The organism is Candidatus Poriferisocius sp., from assembly GCF_965208475.1.
Lineage (GTDB): Bacteria > Actinomycetota > Acidimicrobiia > Acidimicrobiales > Bin134 > Poriferisocius.
This window is the reverse complement of sequence record NZ_OZ242338.1, coordinates 1,374,020-1,389,895: the sequence shown is the minus strand read 5'-3', so window position 1 is coordinate 1,389,895 and position 15,876 is coordinate 1,374,020. Positions and strand designations below refer to the sequence as shown.

The window sequence follows — 15,876 nt, the reverse complement described above, 5'->3', positions numbered from 1 at the left end:
GGTTCCCGGATAGTTGATGTGCTCAAGCTAGGCCATCGCCGGCAACCACGCGGGGCGGGTGGACTCAAAGGAGTCGATGGCGTCGGCGTGGGCGAGGGAGAGGCCGATGTCGTCGAGGCCCTCCAAAAGGCGGTGCTGCACCGAGGTTTCCAGGGGGAACGCAGCGCTCACGCCGGCCGCGGGGGCAGACAAGGTGAGCTGCTCGACGTTTACGGTTATCTCGATTGAGGGATCGTCGGCCACCGCGTCGAGCAGGGTGCGGGCCACTTCTCCGCTCACCTGCACCGGAACCAGGCCGTTCTTGGTGGAGTTGTTGCGGAAGATGTCGCCGAAGCGAGGGGAGATGACCGCCTCGAAGCCGTATTGCTGGATGGCCCACACCGCGTGCTCCCGGGAGGAGCCGGTGCCGAAGTTGGGGCCGGCCACCAGGATGCGGGCATCAGCGAAGCGGGGATCGTTGAGCACGAAGCCGGGGTCTTCGCGCCACTCTGAGAACAGGCCCTGCTCGAAGCCGGTGCGCTCCACCCGCTTGAGCCAGTCGCTGGGGATGATCTGGTCGGTGTCCACGTCGCTGCGGTCCAACGGCAGCCCAGGGGCGGTGATTGTCCGAACCGGCTTCAAGACAGGTCTCCTGGAGTGGCGAAAGTGCCGGCCACCGCGGTGGCGGCGGCCACCGCCGGCGATACCAGGTGGGTGCGCCCGCCTTTGCCCTGGCGGCCCTCGAAGTTCCGGTTGGAGGTGCTGGCACAGCGCTCGCCGGGGGCCAGCTTGTCGGGGTTCATGGCCAAACACATCGAACAGCCCGGTTCTCGCCAATCGAACCCCGCGGCTTTGAAGATTTGATGCAGTCCTTCAGACTCGGCCTGGGCTTTGACCGCGCCGGAGCCGGGCACCACGAATGTGCGCACGCCGGGACGCACCCGGCGGCCCTGCACCACCGAGGCGGCAATCCGGAGGTCCTCTATGCGGCTGTTGGTGCAGGAGCCGATGAACACGGTGTCCACCGGTATGTCCCTCACTGGGGTGCCCGGCGCCAAGTCCATGTACTCCAGCGCCCGGGCGGCCGCCTCCCGTCCGCTGCTCTCCGCGAAGCTCTCGGGGTGGGGCACGGCGCCAGTGATGGGGGCCACCTGCGAGGGGTTGGTGCCCCAAGACACGTGGGGAACCAGCTCAGCGCCGTTGATCTCCACCTGCTTGTCGAAGACGGCGTCGCTGTCGGTGGACAGGCTGCGCCAGTCGTCTAGGGCGGCAGTCCAAGCGGTGCCGGCGGGAGTGTTGGGCCGTCCATCCAGGTATTCGAAGGTGGTGTCGTCGGGGGCGATCAGTCCGGCCCGGGCGCCGGCCTCGATCGACATGTTGCACACCGTCATGCGCCCCTCCATCGACAGCGACTGGATGACCGATCCCCGGTATTCGATCACCGAGCCGATGCCCCCGCCGGTGCCGATGCGCCCGATGATGGCCAAGATCACGTCTTTGGCCGTGCAGGTCTCCGGCAGCGTGCCGTTCACGGTCACCGACATGGTGCCGGGCCGCTGCTGGGGGAGGGTCTGGGTGGCCAGCACGTGCTCCACCTCGCTGGTGCCGATGCCGAAGGCCAGAGCGCCGAAAGCCCCGTGAGTGGAGGTGTGGCTGTCGCCGCACACGATGGTCATGCCCGGCTGGGTGAGGCCCATCTCCGGCCCGATCACATGGACGATGCCCTGGCCCGGGCTTCCCATCGGGTAGAGGGTGATGCCGAACTCCTCGCAGTTGGCCCGCAGCGTCTCCACCTGTTGGCGGGAGACGGGATCGGCGATGGGCCAGGCGATGTTGTCGGTAGGGACATTGTGATCCTCGGTGGCCACCGTGAGGTCGGGCCGCCGCACCGACCGGCCGCTCATGCGGAGCCCGTCGAAAGCCTGCGGCGAGGTCACTTCGTGGATGAGGTGCAGATCGATGTACAGCAGGTCGGGCTCGCCATCGGCTTGATGCACCACATGTCGGTCCCAGATCTTCTCGCTGAGGGTTTGGCCCATTGCGGCTCCGGTTTCTTGCGTTTCCGGCCTGAGGCTATCGGCTGGCCCCAGAAGGGGATGGGTCAGACGAAGATCGGCTCTGGGGCCGGCTTTGGGCGGGTATCCCCACCGCGTCGAGGGCTTTGTGCGTGCAGCCCCAGAAGCTGTCGAAGTCGGTTACCACCGATGCGTGACCGCCCCGATACGAGAAGGCGTTGGTTTCACCGACGGCGCCGGTCAACTCCAGTTGGAGCTCGTCGGGAACCACCTGGTCGCCGAGGGTGCGGATCTGGGCGATCGGCATGGGCAGCTCCGCGATCCACCCCGACGAGTCGAAGTTGAACAGCTCGGTGCCGGCGTCCAGCAGCGCTTGCGGGTCGCCTTTGAGGATCTCGGCTTGGGCCCACCTTCCGATATTGGTACCGATCACGTTGAACACGGTCTGCTCCCAGCCCCAGTACCTCAACTTCACGGGTGCCAAACGGGAGGCGGCGGCCACCACGGGGAGCAGCGAGAAGCGGATTGCCCGCCATCCCCGGCCCCGGAAGCTGGTGGCGGTGGCCCCCAGAACCAGCCCGCTGATCCGGTTGGGCGCGGCCCGGGCGACCAGTTGGGCGATGGCGCCGCCCATGGAATAGCCCACGGCCACGAACCGGTCGATGCCCAAGGCGTCGACCACGGCCAGAACGTCGTCGGCGCATTCGGACAACCGGAATCGCCGGGTCGCAAGCCCCAGGCCATGGCCTCGGTGATCGAATGCCACCACCGAGGCCCGCTCTGACAGCGGCTCGAAGGCCGGGTACCAGTTCAGATCGGCGGTCACCGTCCAGCCATGCAGCAGCACGACGGTGGGGGAGCCCGGCGGCCCCTCGGTCCGTCGGACGAACACCCGACCCCGTCCAGGCAGGTCGATGAACTCCCCCGGCGGCAGGCTGGGGCCAACCGGGGCGCCGCTACCGCTCAAGGGAGACCGTCCGACTCGTTCCCCGGGGGGTGTCGCCGCTGCTGCTCAAGGCGCCGCTACTGCTCAAGGGACACGATTTGCACGGCTAGCGTGCCCCCGGCGGGGCTCTCGTAGGACAAGGTATCGCCCACTTTTGCCCCCAAGATGGCCGACCCCATCGGAGAGGCGGGGGAGATCACGTCGAGGCCGTCATGGCGCTCCTCGATCGATCCCACCAGATAGGTCTCGACGTCGTCGGGATCTCCGTCATGGGCCACGGTGACCACCGATCCCACCGCAACAGTGGTCCCGTCACCCGCCTCAACGATCCGGCTATTCCTCAGCATCGACCCGAGCTGGGCGATACGGGTCTCCATTTTCCCCTGTTCGTCCTTGGCCGCGTGATAGTCGCCGTTCTCGCTCAGGTCGCCCAGCTCGCGGGCCGCTTCGATCTTGCGGGCGATGTCCACCCGTCCCACCGTGGTCAGCTGCTCGAACTCGGCTTTCAGGCGGTCGTGCGCCTTTTGCGACAGCTCATGGGTCTCCGGCATGGCGAACTAGTTTAGTGTTCGCATTCAGAGTCGCCGTATTCGTATCCTGATGGGCCATGCCCCACGTTCTCGGAGTCATCGGCGGTGACGGCATCGGCCCCGAGGTGGTTGCTGAGGGGCTGAAGGTGCTCGCCGCGGCTGGTGTGCAATTCGACTCGGTGCCCTATGACCTAGGGGGTGCTCGCTACCTCCAAGACGGCACCGTGCTGACCGACGAGATCTTGGATGAGTGGCGGGGGCTGGACGCACTCTTCGTGGGGGCGGTGGGAACCCCGGACGTGCCCCCCGGCGTCATCGAGCGGGGACTGCTGCTGCGGATGCGGTTCGAGCTCGACCTGTACGTGAACCGCCGACCGTTCCGGGATCCCGACGGCTCTTTCGAGTTCGAGGTCATTCGGGAGAACACCGAGGGCGCCTACGCCGGCGAGGGCGGTTTCCTGCGCCGCCATACCCCGGCGGAGGTGGCCACCCAGGGATCGGTGAACACCCGCTTCGGGGTGGAGCGCTGCGTGCGCTATGCCTTCGAGCTGGCTCGCGGCCGTCCTGGGCGCCACCTCACCCTGGTACACAAGACCAACGTCTTGACTTTTGCCGGCGACCTGTGGGAGCGGACGTTCAACGAGGTGGCCGAGGAGTATCCCGACGTGGCCACCGCATACAACCATGTGGACGCGGCGTGCATCTACCTTGTGGAAGACCCCAAGAGATATGACGTGATCGTGACCGACAACCTGTTCGGCGACATCCTCACCGATCTGGGCGGAGCTGTCTCCGGGGGCATCGGGCTGGCCGCCTCGGCCAACCTGAACCCCGACCGCACCGGGCCGTCGATGTTTGAGCCGGTTCACGGCTCGGCACCCGATATTGTGGGAACTGGCCGGGCCAACCCCACGGCCGCGATCTTGTCGGCGGCCATGATGGTTGATTTCCTAGGCGAGACCGATGCCGCGAGCCGGATTCGGGCTGCCTGCGCCGATCCGACAACACAAGTCGGGACCACCGCCCAGATCGGCGATGCCATCTCCGAGCGGGTGTGAGCCCGGCGCCGATTTACGCCGACAAGAGCCGTATCGCGGAAAGGACTTGAGAACGATGCCAATCGAGACCACTGAGAAGGTGTGGATGGACGGCGAGATGGTGGACTGGGCCGATGCCACCGTACACGTGCTAACCCACACCCTCCACTACGGCAACGGCGTGTTCGAGGGCATCCGGGCCTATGAGACCGACGAGGGCGCCGCGGTTTTCCGGCTCACCCCCCACATCCGCAGGCTGTTCGCCAGCGCCAAGATCCTCCAGATAGACATCCCTTATACGGTGGACGAGCTGGTGGCTGCCACCAAGGAAACTGTTCGGGTGAATCAGATGAAGAGCTGCTACATCCGCCCGCTGGCCTATTTGGGCTACGGGGAGATGGGGCTGAACCCGCTGCCGTGCCCGGTGAACGTGTCCATCGCGGTGTGGCCGTGGGGCACTTATTTGGGCGATGAGGGTGTCAGCAACGGAGTGCGGCTGATGGTCAGCTCCTGGCAGCGCCACGACCCCAACTCGATGCCCACTGCGGCCAAGGGCTGCGGGCACTACATCAACAGCCAACTGGCCAAGGTGCAGGCGGTGAAGGCCGGCTATGACGAGGCGGTTCTGCTCTCTCCGCAGGGCTACGTGAGCGAGTGTACCGGCGAGAACCTGTTCGTGGTGCGCGACGGCACCATCGTCACCCCGCCCACCTCGGTGGGGGCGTTGGAGGGGATCACCCAGGATGCCATCCGAGCGATGGCCGGCGATCTGGGCATCCCCTACGGGGCCGACAACCTGCTGCGCAGCGACCTCTATCTGGCCGATGAGGCCTTCTTGTCGGGCACCGCGGCCGAGGTGGTGCCCATCCGGTCGGTGGACGACCGCGAGATCGGCGACCCCGGCCCGGTCACCCGCAAGATCCAAGAGGTGTTCCAGGACGCGGTGCGGGGTCGGCAGGCCCAGTACCGCCACTGGAACGAGCATGTCGACCGTTGATGTGAGCGGAACTCGGTCGCTGCCCTCGGCAGTGGAGATCTACGACACCACGCTTCGCGACGGAAGCCAGCTCGAGGGGATCTCGCTCACCGTAGAGGACAAGCTGCGCATTGCCCGCCAACTCGACCATCTGGGCGTTCACTACATCGAGGGCGGTTGGCCCGGCTCTAATCCCAAAGACGACGAGTTCTTCGCCCGAGCCCGCCACGAGCTGAGTCTGGAGACCAGCACCCTGGTGGCTTTCGGCTCCACCCGCCGGGTGAAGGGGCGAACCGACGAGGATCTCACGCTGGCCAATCTGGTGGGCTCGGGCACCGAGGTGGCCTGCATTGTGGGGAAGTGCTGGGAGTACCACGTGGTTGAGGCCCTGCGGACGACCTTGGACGAGGGAGTGGCCATGGTGGCCGACTCGGTGCGGTTCTTGAAGGACCGCGGCATGCGGGTGTTCTTCGACGCCGAGCACTTCTTCGACGGCTACCAGGACAATCCGGCGTTCAGCCTGGCGGTGCTGGAGGCGGCCGCGGTGGCCGGGGCCGATCGGCTGGTGCTGTGCGACACCAACGGGGGCTCGCTGCCCATGAGGGTGGAGGACATCGTGGGCGCAGTGGTCGACTACTTGGACACCCCGGTGGGGGTACACCTCCACGACGACACCGGGTGCGGAGTGGCCAACGCCCTGGCCGGGGTGCGGGCCGGGGCTACCCAAGTGCAGGGCACCATCAACGGCTATGGCGAGCGCACCGGAAACTGCAACCTGGTGCCCATCATCGCCAACCTCAGCCTCAAGATGGGGGTGCAGACCGTTCCCCCCGATCGGCTGGAGCGGCTCACCGCGGTGTCGCACCACGTGGCCGAGTTGGTGAACTTCCCGCCCGATCCCCAGCAGGCCTACGTGGGCTCATCGGCATTCGCCCACAAGGCCGGCCTCCACACCAGCGCCATCGCCCGCCGACCCGATGCCTATGAGCACATCGACCCGGCCGCGGTGGGCAACGGAACCCGGTTCGTGGTGTCGGAGATGGCCGGGCGCTCGACAGTGGAGCTCAAGGCTGAGGAACTGGGCCTCGATCTCGAGGCAAAGGCCATCGGCGAGATCGTGGACACCCTCAAGAAGCTGGAGCACGCGGGCTACCACTTCGAAGTGGCCGACGCCTCCCTGGAGTTGCTCATGAGGGGGGCATCGGGGTGGACACAGCCCTATTTCGAGTTGGAGTCGTTCAAGGTAGCCACCGAGCACCGGTCGGGCACTGGTGCCCGGGCCTGGAACGAGGTGGCGGTGGAGATGGACACCGAGGCCACCGTGAAGCTTCATGTGGGGGGTGAGCGCATCGTGGCCACCGGGGAGGGAAACGGCCCGGTCAACGCCCTGCACGCCGCGCTGATGCTGGCCCTGGGCGACCGCTATCCGGCATTTCGGTCGATATCCCTCATCGACTACAAGGTGCGGGTTCTGGACACCGAGGCGGGAACCGCCGCGGTGACCAGGGTGATCATCGACTCCACCAACAGCGACCGGGTTTGGACCACAATCGGGGTGTCCACCAATATCGTGGAGGCCAGCTGGCAGGCCCTGGTGGACAGCCTGGTATTCGGGCTGCTTCACAGCGAAGACGGTGCCGGCAGAGAAAGCGAAGAGTAGCGATGGCCGCGCCCGACTATGTCGAAGATCCGGAGGTTGGCGATGGCCGCACCTGACTATGTGCCCAACGAGACCGCAGTGGCCGACCGCCACTACGTGTCGCCTCCGAGGCGGCCCCAGCCATGGGTGGCCGACCGGCCGGCGGAGTTGACCGACGGACAGCCCACCGGCGACGGACTGGGGGTGCCCGGACCCGATCAGGGGTATGCCCTGCGGCTGGCCCGCCGCTTCGAGGGCCAGATGCTGATGGCCCCGGGCGAGCAAACCGCCGATGCCATCGCCGGATGCGTGGGGGTTGCCTTGAAGAGGGCGGCCTCTTTCGGTCGGGCCCCGGTGTCCGCTGATCTGGAGGTGGCCTTCCGGGTGTTCGGGTTCCTGCCCCCCGCCCCCGACGAGTTGCTGCTGGCCTGGCGCAAGGAGCTGTTCGCCGGTATCAGCCATCCCCACCACTATGCCGAGGCCCGGCGCCTGGCGGGCTTGGTCCCCGAAGCGGTACTGCGGCTGCCCCCCGGCGAGGTCGAGGCCGCCTGCGACGCAGTCAGGGCCGATCTGCTGACCCGCCGGTGAGCCCGGCCGACAAGCCCCGGGTGCGGTTCGCGCCTTCGCCCACCGGCTACCTCCACGTCGGCTCGGCCCGCACAGCCCTGTTCAACTGGCTTTATGCCCGCTCTGTCGGCGGCACCATGGTGCTGCGGATCGAGGACACCGATGAGAGCCGCAACCGCCCCGAGTTGACCGACGCCATCTTCGAGTATCTGGCCTGGCTGGGCATCGACTACGACGAGGGGCCGTACTTCCAGTCAGAGCGCCGGGAGCGCCACCGACAGGCCGTGCAGCAACTGCTGGACGGCGGCCGGGCCTATCTGTGCGACGCCGACGACAGCGAGATTCCCGGGACCGAGATGGCCGCCGGCCGGGCGGTGCGGTTCAGAACCCCGGAGGGGGCCACAGCCATCGACGACCTGATCCGGGGCGAGGTTGCCGTAGACCATGCCCAACTCGGTGATTTCGTGATCTGGCGCTCCGACGGGTCGCCCACGTTCGTGCTGGCCAATGCGGTGGACGACGCCGATATGGCCATCACCCATGCCATCCGGGGTGAGGACCTGCTGTCGAGCACCCCCCGGGCGGTGCTGGTGGCCGAGGCGCTGGGGGCTTCCCCTCCGACATACGCCCATTTGCCCCTTCTGGTGAACGAGCAGCGCAAGAAGCTGTCCAAGCGCCGCGACGACGTGTCGTTGGAGAGCTACCGGCAGCAGGGCTATCTGGCCTCAGCAATGGCCAACTACCTGGCCCTTTTGGGCTGGGGGCCGCGCGACGGGGTGGAGATACGGCCCATGGCCGAGATCATCGGGCAGTTCCGCCTCGAGGATGTGAACAAGGCGCCCGCGTTCTTCGACCTGGCCAAGCTGGAGCACTTCAACGGGGTGTACATCCGCGAGCTCGAACCCGATGAGCTGCTGGCCGCCCTCGAGCCCCATCTGACCGGCGACGGCGTGCCGTGGCCCCCTGAGCGCTACCGGCCCGAGGTGGCTGCCTCGATGATCCCGTTGGTGCGGGAGAAGCTGCGCACCTTGTCGGACATAGTTCGCCAGGTGGACTGGCTGTTCTGCCCCGAGGTGCCCATGGACGAGAAGTCCTGGGACAAGTCGGTCGTGCGGGGCAAGGCCTCCGCCGAGATCCTCGACGGCGCCATTGCCGCCCTGGCCGACTGCTCCTGGGATCCCGATACCGTCAAAGACGCCGTGTTCGCCGTGGGCGAGGCCAATGGCGTCAACCGCTCCAAGTCGCAAGCCCCCGTCCGCGTGGCCGTCGCCGGCCGCTCAGTGGGCCCTCCGCTCTTCGAGCCCATGGTGTACCACCTCACCCGCCAAGAAGTCCTCCGCCGCCTCCGAGCGGCCCGCTCCCGCCTCTGAGGACCCTGGTCCAAAGCACTGTTCCCGCACGAGAGGAGGCACACTGTGGACGCGGTTAGAACTTCTGCACGGCATCAGGCTTGATGTTGAGAATGTCGGGCACTCGGCTGTGGTGGTCTTGCCAGTCAAGGGTCGGTCTGCTGAGAAGTCCGATGACGATGCGGATCCGCTGGTAGTCGTCTTTGAGACTGCGCTGGAAAATCGGTTCATGGTGGGCGATCCTGTTTCTCAGGGTGCGAAGTCGGTCGAGCGTGTCGTGGAGTCCTCCGCGGTCCTTCACTCGAGGTGCGAAGATGTTGTGCAGATCGGTCCGCCAGATTGTCGTGTCGTAGGCATTGGCGAACAGCGTCACCCAAAACCCGAAGGGCAATGCCGCGACTATTCGGCCAGGGGTGGGCCGCTTGTGGAGGTCGTTGAGATGCTGGATTGCTTCATCGGTTTTGCCCTGTTCAGCTGGACGAAGAAGCAGTGGATTCTCGAACCAGCGCGTACCGTGGGCTTTGCTCATCGCGTCGTGGACCGCATTGCGAAGTACGATCTCGAGTGTTTGCAATGGCCCGTAGAAGGCAGCGGCAGCGGCAGTATTCCATGTGTAGAGCTGTAATGCCGCCGCGTCGGTGTCGACACCCTGTCGGTAGGTGTCGAAGCGGGTCGAGGAGACAGATGAGACGAGGCCACTCACAGCGCTGACGCTGTAGTTGTATGGTTGATCGGCCACGGGGTGTCACGATACAGTAGTGGTGTACGCCCCCATCAGCCTCTCCCCGGTTCACCGGGTGAAGCGGTTGGGGGCAGATTCTGTTTTGCAGTACTTGGACTCCGAGCGGCCCGCTCCCGCCTCTGAGCCTCCGCTCTCAAGCGTTTCTTAAGCGTTGTTCCCACGGGGGAGCAGGGGAGTACACTGGCTGCTGCTCTCGGGAGTGGTGTAATAGGCAACACACCGGGTTCTGGTCCCGATATTGGGGGTTCGAGTCCTCCCTCCCGAGCTTCGCACCGCCGCAGGTGGCAAAGAGTTGGCGGCGTGGGTAACAATGTCTGCCACGTTCTATAGCCGGTACGCCGTCAGAAGGGCGCACCGGTTCGATGAAGGGGGAAACGTGAAGCATTTCCGTTGGATTATCGGCCTGCTGGCCGTGCTCGCTCTGGTTGCCGCGGCTTGCGGGGGGGGCAATGACGATGACGATTCGGGCTCTTCCGCATCTACTGCCGCGCCCACCGAGGCTCCTGACGACATGGATGAGTCGATGGACGACGACATGGACGACGACGACATGGATGACTCGATGGACGACGACATGGATGAGTCGATGGGCGACGACATGGGCGACGACGACATGGATGAGTCGATGGACGACGACATGGGCGAGTCCGACCCTGAGCCGGTTGCCACTGAGGAACCGGAGGTCGATCCGTGCGAGGCCGTGGACCTCGAGGCCACCGATATCGGGATCACATCCGACACCATCACCGTGCTGGTCATGGCCGATGTCGGCTCCCCGTTGGCGCCCGGCCTATTCCAGGGCTCCATCGACGGTGTCAAGGCCTGGGCCAATCATGTGAACGCCGAAGGCGGCTTAGCCTGCCGGCAGATTGAGGTGATCGAACACGATTCGGCCATCAACCCCACTGAGACCACCAACGGTTTCCTGGTGGCCTGCGAGGACGCGTTCGCCCTGGTCGGCACTACGGCACTGTTCGCTCTCGACACCACCGACTTGCAGTCCTGCCCCGATGCCCAGGGCAACGAAATCGGAGTGCCTGACTTCGCCTACATCACCACTGAGCCCCCTCACCAGTGCTCGGTCGTGACGTTTGCCACCAGCCGGCCCAACAGCGAGTGCCCCTACGCCGGCACTGGCGACCGGGCCGTGCAGAGCCAGGTGGGTCACATCCAGTGGCTCCAGGAGAACATCGAAGCCAATCTCAATGGCGTGTACCTGGTGCCCTCCGACCTGCCTTCCACCATCGCCACGTCTATGCCTCAGGTGCGATCATTCCAGGAGATCGGAGTCGTAATCGATGGTGAGCCCGGCGTGAGTGGTTTCACCACGCAGTCGGAGTACGGTGCCTACATCCAGATCATGCGGGATTCGAATTCCAATCTCGCCTACTCCGGCTCTGACGACCAGTCGATGATCAAGTGGCGCAGTGAGGCCGAGGCTCAGGGCCTCGACGTCGACAGCGTACTTTGGATGTGCCAGTTGGCCTGCTACACCCCCAGCTTCCTTGAAGCCGGCGATGTGGTTGAGAACACCTACATGTGGATTTGGTTCTTGCCGTTCGACGAGGCCGACACCAACCAAGAACTGGCCGACTTCATGGAGGCCATCGATGACCCGTTCCCGCCAGCATGGGCTGCGGGCTCCTGGGCCGACGGCGTGCTCTTCGAGCAGGTCGTGAATGAAATCGTGGCCGAGAGCGGCCCCAACGCTCTGACCCGTCAGGCGGTACTGGACGGCGCCCGCAGCCTGACATCCTTCGATGTGAACGGCTGGTGGGGTCCTGCGGACTTCTCAACCACTGAGAACATCATGCCCTGCTTCATGCTGATGCAGGTGCAGAACAACGAGTTTGTCCGGGTACATCCCGCAGAGCGGGGCGAACTGGACTGCAACGCCGACAATGTGGTTCCCCTGACCAGGGACTGGGGCGCCGAGTTCGGCGGCTAGCCGGAAGAGGCGCAGGGAGGTCAGGAAGGGCTGAGCTCTCGTGATATTTGGGGTACGTGACTCGGTTGTGGTTGCTACCGCCCTGGGGACGTTGGGGGCGGTGATCCTTGCCGTGCTCACCTGGAAGGGCGCCCCAGTCACGAGCGAGACCTTCCTGGTCACCACCTACATCGGGCTCTTCCTGGGGGCCCTGTGGGCCATGTATGCCACCGGACTGGTGGTGGTGTACACAACCACCGGGGTGTTCAACTTCGCCCAGGGCGCCATCGGAGTATTCGCCGCTTTCCTGTATTGGGAACTCCATGTAAACCGGGGCTGGCACTCCATCCTCGCACTGTTCGTGGTGGTGGGGCTGTTCGCCCCTGCATTGGGCGTTGTGCTCGACATCGTGATCATGAGGCGCCTGCGCACCGCGTCGTTGGTGGTGCAGCTCATGGTCACCGTGGCGATAATGGTGCTGCTCCTGTCAGTGGTGGGCGATATCTGGGAGGCTGATACCCCCCGCAGGGTGCCCTACCTGTTCGGAATCAACAACGGCATCGACTTGGGGCCGGCCCAGCTTCCCTGGCACCGGCTCATCGTATTCGTAGTGGCCATTGCCATCGCCGTGTCGATGCGCTTTCTCCTGCGACGTACCCGCATCGGCACCGCCATGCGGGCGGTGGTGGACAACCGGGAGCTGGCCGCCCTCAACGGCGCCCGCCCCAATGTGGTTTCGTCCACATCGTGGGCACTGGGCTCCATGATGGGGGCGCTGGGGGGCATTCTCATTGCCCCCGAGCTGGGACTCGACCCGGCCACCCTGAACAACGTGGTGATAATCGCCTTTGCCGCAGCCGCGTTCGGCGCGCTGAAGAACCTGCCCATGGCGGTTATCGGCGCCATGCTGATCGGGCTGTTGCGCGCCCACACCGGGGCGTGGCTCGACTTTGGGCCTGATTTCCGCTTCGCTCACCTTTCCGTCGCCCCACTGCTGTTGCTGTTCGTGGTTATCGCCTTGCCCCAGGCCCGTTTGGAGGTGGGCCGGTTGGCCCATCACCTTCGCCGCCACGAGCGCTACACCAACTGGTGGGAGGGGCTCTTCGGCTGTGGGGTGGTCATCCTCTTGGCCGCCGCGTTCTCCGGCGGATGGCTGGACTTCGGTATCTGGGATCCAGGTGCATGGGGGAGCCGGGAGCTGAACTCGGCCGATGAGGCCATGGCATTGGCCCTGATCGGCTTGTCGTTGGTTCCGTTGATCGGCTGGGCCGGCCAGATCAACTTCGCGCCATTGGCCTTTGCTGGATTCGGTGCCTTTGTGTACTTGAAAGTGATCGGTGGAGGGTGGGTCACGTTCCTGGGATTGGACCGCCTGGGATTGGACCCCCAGCACATCAGAGATATCGACAACGGTTACTGGATTCTCGCAGTAGGACTGCTTTGCGCGCCGCTGGGCGCCCTTGTAGCCCTTCCCGCCGCCCGGCTGCGAGGGCTGTACCTGGCCCTCATGACTATGGCCTTCGCCCAGGCCATGTCGCTGATCTTCTTCCCCCATCCGTGGGTCATGCCCATCATCGGGACCGGTCGGCAGTTCCCCCACATCGAGCTGTTCGGCGTCACCTTCGACGACCGCCGGGGCTTCTTCATGGTGATGGTGAGCGTCTTCGCCATTCTTGTGTATGCGTTGGTTCTGTTGCGACGGTCACGGTATGGCCGAAGATGGATGGCCATCAACGACTCCCAGGCGGCCGCGGCAACCTTGGGGGTGCCAGTGGTATGGACCAAGGTAGTTGTGTATGCGGTGTCGGCTTCCATGGCGGGAATCGCCGGGGTATTTTGGGCCACCGTGTCGGGCAATGTCGACAGCGTCCAGGGATTCGACCTCCTCTTGGGTTTCAACATCGTGCTGTTGGTAGCGGCTGCGGGGGTGTCCATTCCCATGGCCGGGATCTTTTTGATATTCATCCCGTTGTTCAAGGGTTTTGGCCTTCGATTGGAGGACGCCGGCAACGTCGACTTCCTGGTCACCCTGCTCGACATCATGACGACTTACGGACCCGGGTTGATGGTGCTGGGCATGGTGTTCAACCCCCGAGGGGCCATCTTCGAGATGGGCCGGGGCTTCTCGCCCATCCTGCCGTGGCGCAGCGATGCCCGAGCGGAGATTGCCGCGGAGAACGCCCAGAAACGCGAGCCGGAGATCGGCGAGTTGGGCCTCGAGCGGCCGTTCACCCCCGAAGAGGTGATCGCCATCGACCGGCGGTTGGAGATCTTGGATGACGTGGTGCCGAAGGAGGGCTATGGCACTTCTCGAAGCTGAGCAAGTGGTCATGCGCTTCGGCGGCGTGGTGGCCCTCGACAGCGCCTCGGTAGACATCGACCCCGGCGAGGTGACCGGGCTCATCGGCCCCAACGGCGCGGGCAAGACCACCCTGTTCAACGTGGTGACCGGCTTGCTGCCCCCCACCAGCGGCAAGGTGAGATTCGACGGTGTCGACATCACCCGAGCCGGAGTGGCCAAGCGGTCGCAGATGGGCATCGCCCGCACCTTCCAGAAGCTGGAGGCATTCAACACGCTGAGCGCGTTCGACAACGTGCGGGTGGCGGTGGAGAAGAACCATCGCGGCAAGTGGAAGCACCGGCGGGTAAGCGATGTGGCCCACGAGATGCTGGGCCGAGTGGGCCTCGACGATGTGGCCGATGTGACCGTGGGCACGCTGCCAACCGGCAGTGCCCGATTGGTGGAGCTGGCCCGGGCTTTAGCCTGCCGGCCCCGGGTGCTGCTGTTGGACGAGCCGTCCTCGGGCCTCAATGAAGAAGAGACCACAGCCATCGGCCAAATGCTGCTGGAGCTCGTCGGCAACGAGGACAACGACCTGGCGGTGTTGCTGGTGGAGCACGACATGAGTTTCGTTATGGGGGTGTGCGCCCGCATCCATGTTCTGGACTTCGGCAAGATCATCGCGGTGGGCACTCCCTTGGAGGTGCAAGCCGATTCCGCGGTTCGGGCCGCTTATTTGGGCGGCGACGAATTCCGAGGGGCCTACGCGGGGGCCGACGAATGAGCGCAGAGCCGGCGACCCCGCTTCTGGAGTTGGTGGGTATCCGGGCGGGCTATGGCACCATCGATGTGCTGCACGGGGTGGACCTGCGGGTCATGCCCGGCACGGTGTACGCCCTCTTGGGACCCAACGGGGCGGGCAAGACCACCACCCTGGGGGTGGCCAGCGGCCAGATCGAGCCCCACGCTGGGTCGGTGCTGCTCGACGGCCACGAGGTGAACGGGGTCTCTCCCGACCGCCTGGCCCGAGCCGGGGTGTGCTTGATCCCCGAGGGCCGGGGTATCTTCCCCAACCTCACGGTGGCCGAGAACCTGCGAATGTGTACCTACGCCGGGGTGTCATACAAGCAGGTGCAGGAGCGGGCCTTCGCCCAGTTCCCCCGCTTGCAGGAACGGCGCAACCAGATGGCGGGCACGCTGTCGGGAGGCGAGCAGCAGATGCTGGCCATGTCGCGGGCGCTGTCCACCGACCCGGCCATCTTGATGCTGGACGAGCTGTCGATGGGGCTGGCCCCAATCATCGTGGAGGAGTTGTACGAGCAGGTGGCTTCACTGGCCGAAGCCGGACTGTCCATCCTCATCGTCGAGCAGTTCGCCCAAGCAGTGTTAGGAGTGGCCAATGAGGCCGCCATCATGCTCCACGGTCGCATCCAGCGCACTGGGCCGCCAGCAGAAATCGCCGAAGAATTGACCGCCGCCTACCTAGGCATGTCCACAGGAGAAGACCATGAGTGACGCAACTGACGCCCCGGGCGATCGGGGCCGGCTGGATGAGTTCCACCAAGAGGTGGGCAAGCTCCGGGCTTCCGGCGGGCGGGCCAATCCCGATCGCTGGGTGTTTCGCATCGGGTTGATCCTCACGATTGTCGGGCTGGCCTTTACCGTGGTCTCCTTCTTCTTGACAGGCAAGCCCTACGACACGGAGGGCGGCAATCTCCATCAGTCCAACCACATCGACCTGGTGGTCTCCGCCATATTCGGCCTCACCCTCACCTTCATCGGCCTGGTGATGATCACGATCAGCTCGTTCAAGCGCTTTATGCGTTACTGGCTGGTTCGCCTCATCTACGAATACCGCGAGCAGACCGACCGGGTAGTCGGCAGCTAG

Annotated in this window: 15 protein-coding genes and 1 tRNA gene; 11 read left to right on the top strand and 5 right to left on the bottom strand. The window is 65.2% G+C overall.

Annotated features, from left to right (window positions below):
* Positions 1 to 27 precede the first annotated feature (27 nt).
* Genes leuD through greA form a run of 4 tightly spaced genes read right to left on the bottom strand, consistent with a single transcriptional unit; the run spans position 28 to position 3,491 of the window.
* Positions 28 to 621 carry a 3-isopropylmalate dehydratase small subunit gene (gene leuD / locus ACOGXA_RS06530; RefSeq protein WP_419926465.1) on the bottom strand — a complete coding sequence of 198 codons (594 nt, stop codon included), beginning with the start codon at positions 619 to 621 and terminating at the stop codon, positions 28 to 30.
* The gene (gene leuC / locus ACOGXA_RS06525) at positions 618 to 2,018 is read right to left on the bottom strand and encodes a 3-isopropylmalate dehydratase large subunit (protein WP_419926464.1); all 1,401 of its coding nucleotides are present in this window, start codon (positions 2,016 to 2,018) and stop codon (positions 618 to 620) included. Before leuC ends, leuD begins: the two co-directional genes overlap by 4 nt.
* Positions 2,019 to 2,052: 34 nt before the next feature.
* A complete protein-coding gene (locus tag ACOGXA_RS06520; RefSeq protein ID WP_419926463.1) occupies positions 2,053 to 2,961 on the bottom strand; it encodes an alpha/beta fold hydrolase in 909 nt (302 codons plus the stop codon).
* Between the two features lie 56 nt (positions 2,962 to 3,017).
* The gene (gene greA, locus ACOGXA_RS06515; RefSeq protein ID WP_419926462.1) at positions 3,018 to 3,491 is read right to left on the bottom strand and encodes a transcription elongation factor GreA; all 474 of its coding nucleotides are present in this window, start codon (positions 3,489 to 3,491) and stop codon (positions 3,018 to 3,020) included.
* A 56-nt stretch (positions 3,492 to 3,547) separates the two neighbouring features.
* On the opposite strand from greA, the gene ACOGXA_RS06510 reads away from it, so the two are divergent.
* Genes ACOGXA_RS06510 through ACOGXA_RS06490 form a run of 5 tightly spaced genes read left to right on the top strand, consistent with a single transcriptional unit; the run spans position 3,548 to position 9,059 of the window.
* Positions 3,548 to 4,528 carry a 3-isopropylmalate dehydrogenase gene (locus ACOGXA_RS06510; protein ID WP_419926461.1) on the top strand — a complete coding sequence of 327 codons (981 nt, stop codon included), beginning with the start codon at positions 3,548 to 3,550 and terminating at the stop codon, positions 4,526 to 4,528.
* A 55-nt stretch (positions 4,529 to 4,583) separates the two neighbouring features.
* Positions 4,584 to 5,504 (top strand): branched-chain amino acid transaminase, encoded by a 921-nt coding sequence (locus ACOGXA_RS06505; protein ID WP_419926460.1) that lies wholly within the window; start codon positions 4,584 to 4,586, stop codon positions 5,502 to 5,504.
* Positions 5,491 to 7,143, top strand: a complete 1,653-nt coding sequence (gene cimA, locus ACOGXA_RS06500; RefSeq protein ID WP_419926459.1) for a citramalate synthase — start codon at positions 5,491 to 5,493, stop codon at positions 7,141 to 7,143. Before ACOGXA_RS06505 ends, cimA begins: the two co-directional genes overlap by 14 nt.
* A gap of 42 nt (positions 7,144 to 7,185) precedes the next feature.
* A complete protein-coding gene (locus tag ACOGXA_RS06495; protein ID WP_419926458.1) occupies positions 7,186 to 7,710 on the top strand; it encodes a hypothetical protein in 525 nt (174 codons plus the stop codon).
* The gene (locus ACOGXA_RS06490) at positions 7,707 to 9,059 is read left to right on the top strand and encodes a glutamate--tRNA ligase (RefSeq protein ID WP_419926457.1); all 1,353 of its coding nucleotides are present in this window, start codon (positions 7,707 to 7,709) and stop codon (positions 9,057 to 9,059) included. Before ACOGXA_RS06495 ends, ACOGXA_RS06490 begins: the two co-directional genes overlap by 4 nt.
* Positions 9,060 to 9,114: 55 nt before the next feature.
* On the opposite strand, the gene ACOGXA_RS06485 is transcribed toward ACOGXA_RS06490, so the two are convergent.
* Positions 9,115 to 9,777, bottom strand: a complete 663-nt coding sequence (locus ACOGXA_RS06485) for an Abi family protein (RefSeq protein WP_419926456.1) — start codon at positions 9,775 to 9,777, stop codon at positions 9,115 to 9,117.
* Positions 9,778 to 9,973: 196 nt separating this feature from the next.
* Here ACOGXA_RS06485 and ACOGXA_RS06480 point away from each other — a divergent pair.
* The 6 genes from ACOGXA_RS06480 (at position 9,974) to ACOGXA_RS06455 (ending at position 15,876) form a co-directional block, all read left to right on the top strand.
* Positions 9,974 to 10,045, top strand: a tRNA-Gln gene (locus tag ACOGXA_RS06480).
* Positions 10,046 to 10,156: 111 nt separating this feature from the next.
* Positions 10,157 to 11,728, top strand: a complete 1,572-nt coding sequence (locus ACOGXA_RS06475; protein ID WP_419926455.1) for an ABC transporter substrate-binding protein — start codon at positions 10,157 to 10,159, stop codon at positions 11,726 to 11,728.
* 67 nt (positions 11,729 to 11,795) lie between these two features.
* A complete protein-coding gene (locus ACOGXA_RS06470) occupies positions 11,796 to 14,027 on the top strand; it encodes an ABC transporter permease (protein WP_419926454.1) in 2,232 nt (743 codons plus the stop codon).
* The gene (locus ACOGXA_RS06465) at positions 14,008 to 14,772 is read left to right on the top strand and encodes an ABC transporter ATP-binding protein (RefSeq protein WP_419926453.1); all 765 of its coding nucleotides are present in this window, start codon (positions 14,008 to 14,010) and stop codon (positions 14,770 to 14,772) included. Before ACOGXA_RS06470 ends, ACOGXA_RS06465 begins: the two co-directional genes overlap by 20 nt.
* Positions 14,769 to 15,503: an ABC transporter ATP-binding protein gene (locus ACOGXA_RS06460; RefSeq protein ID WP_419926452.1), complete on the top strand. Its 735-nt coding sequence runs from the start codon at positions 14,769 to 14,771 to the stop codon at positions 15,501 to 15,503. Before ACOGXA_RS06465 ends, ACOGXA_RS06460 begins: the two co-directional genes overlap by 4 nt.
* Positions 15,496 to 15,876: a hypothetical protein gene (locus ACOGXA_RS06455; protein WP_419926451.1), complete on the top strand. Its 381-nt coding sequence runs from the start codon at positions 15,496 to 15,498 to the stop codon at positions 15,874 to 15,876. Before ACOGXA_RS06460 ends, ACOGXA_RS06455 begins: the two co-directional genes overlap by 8 nt.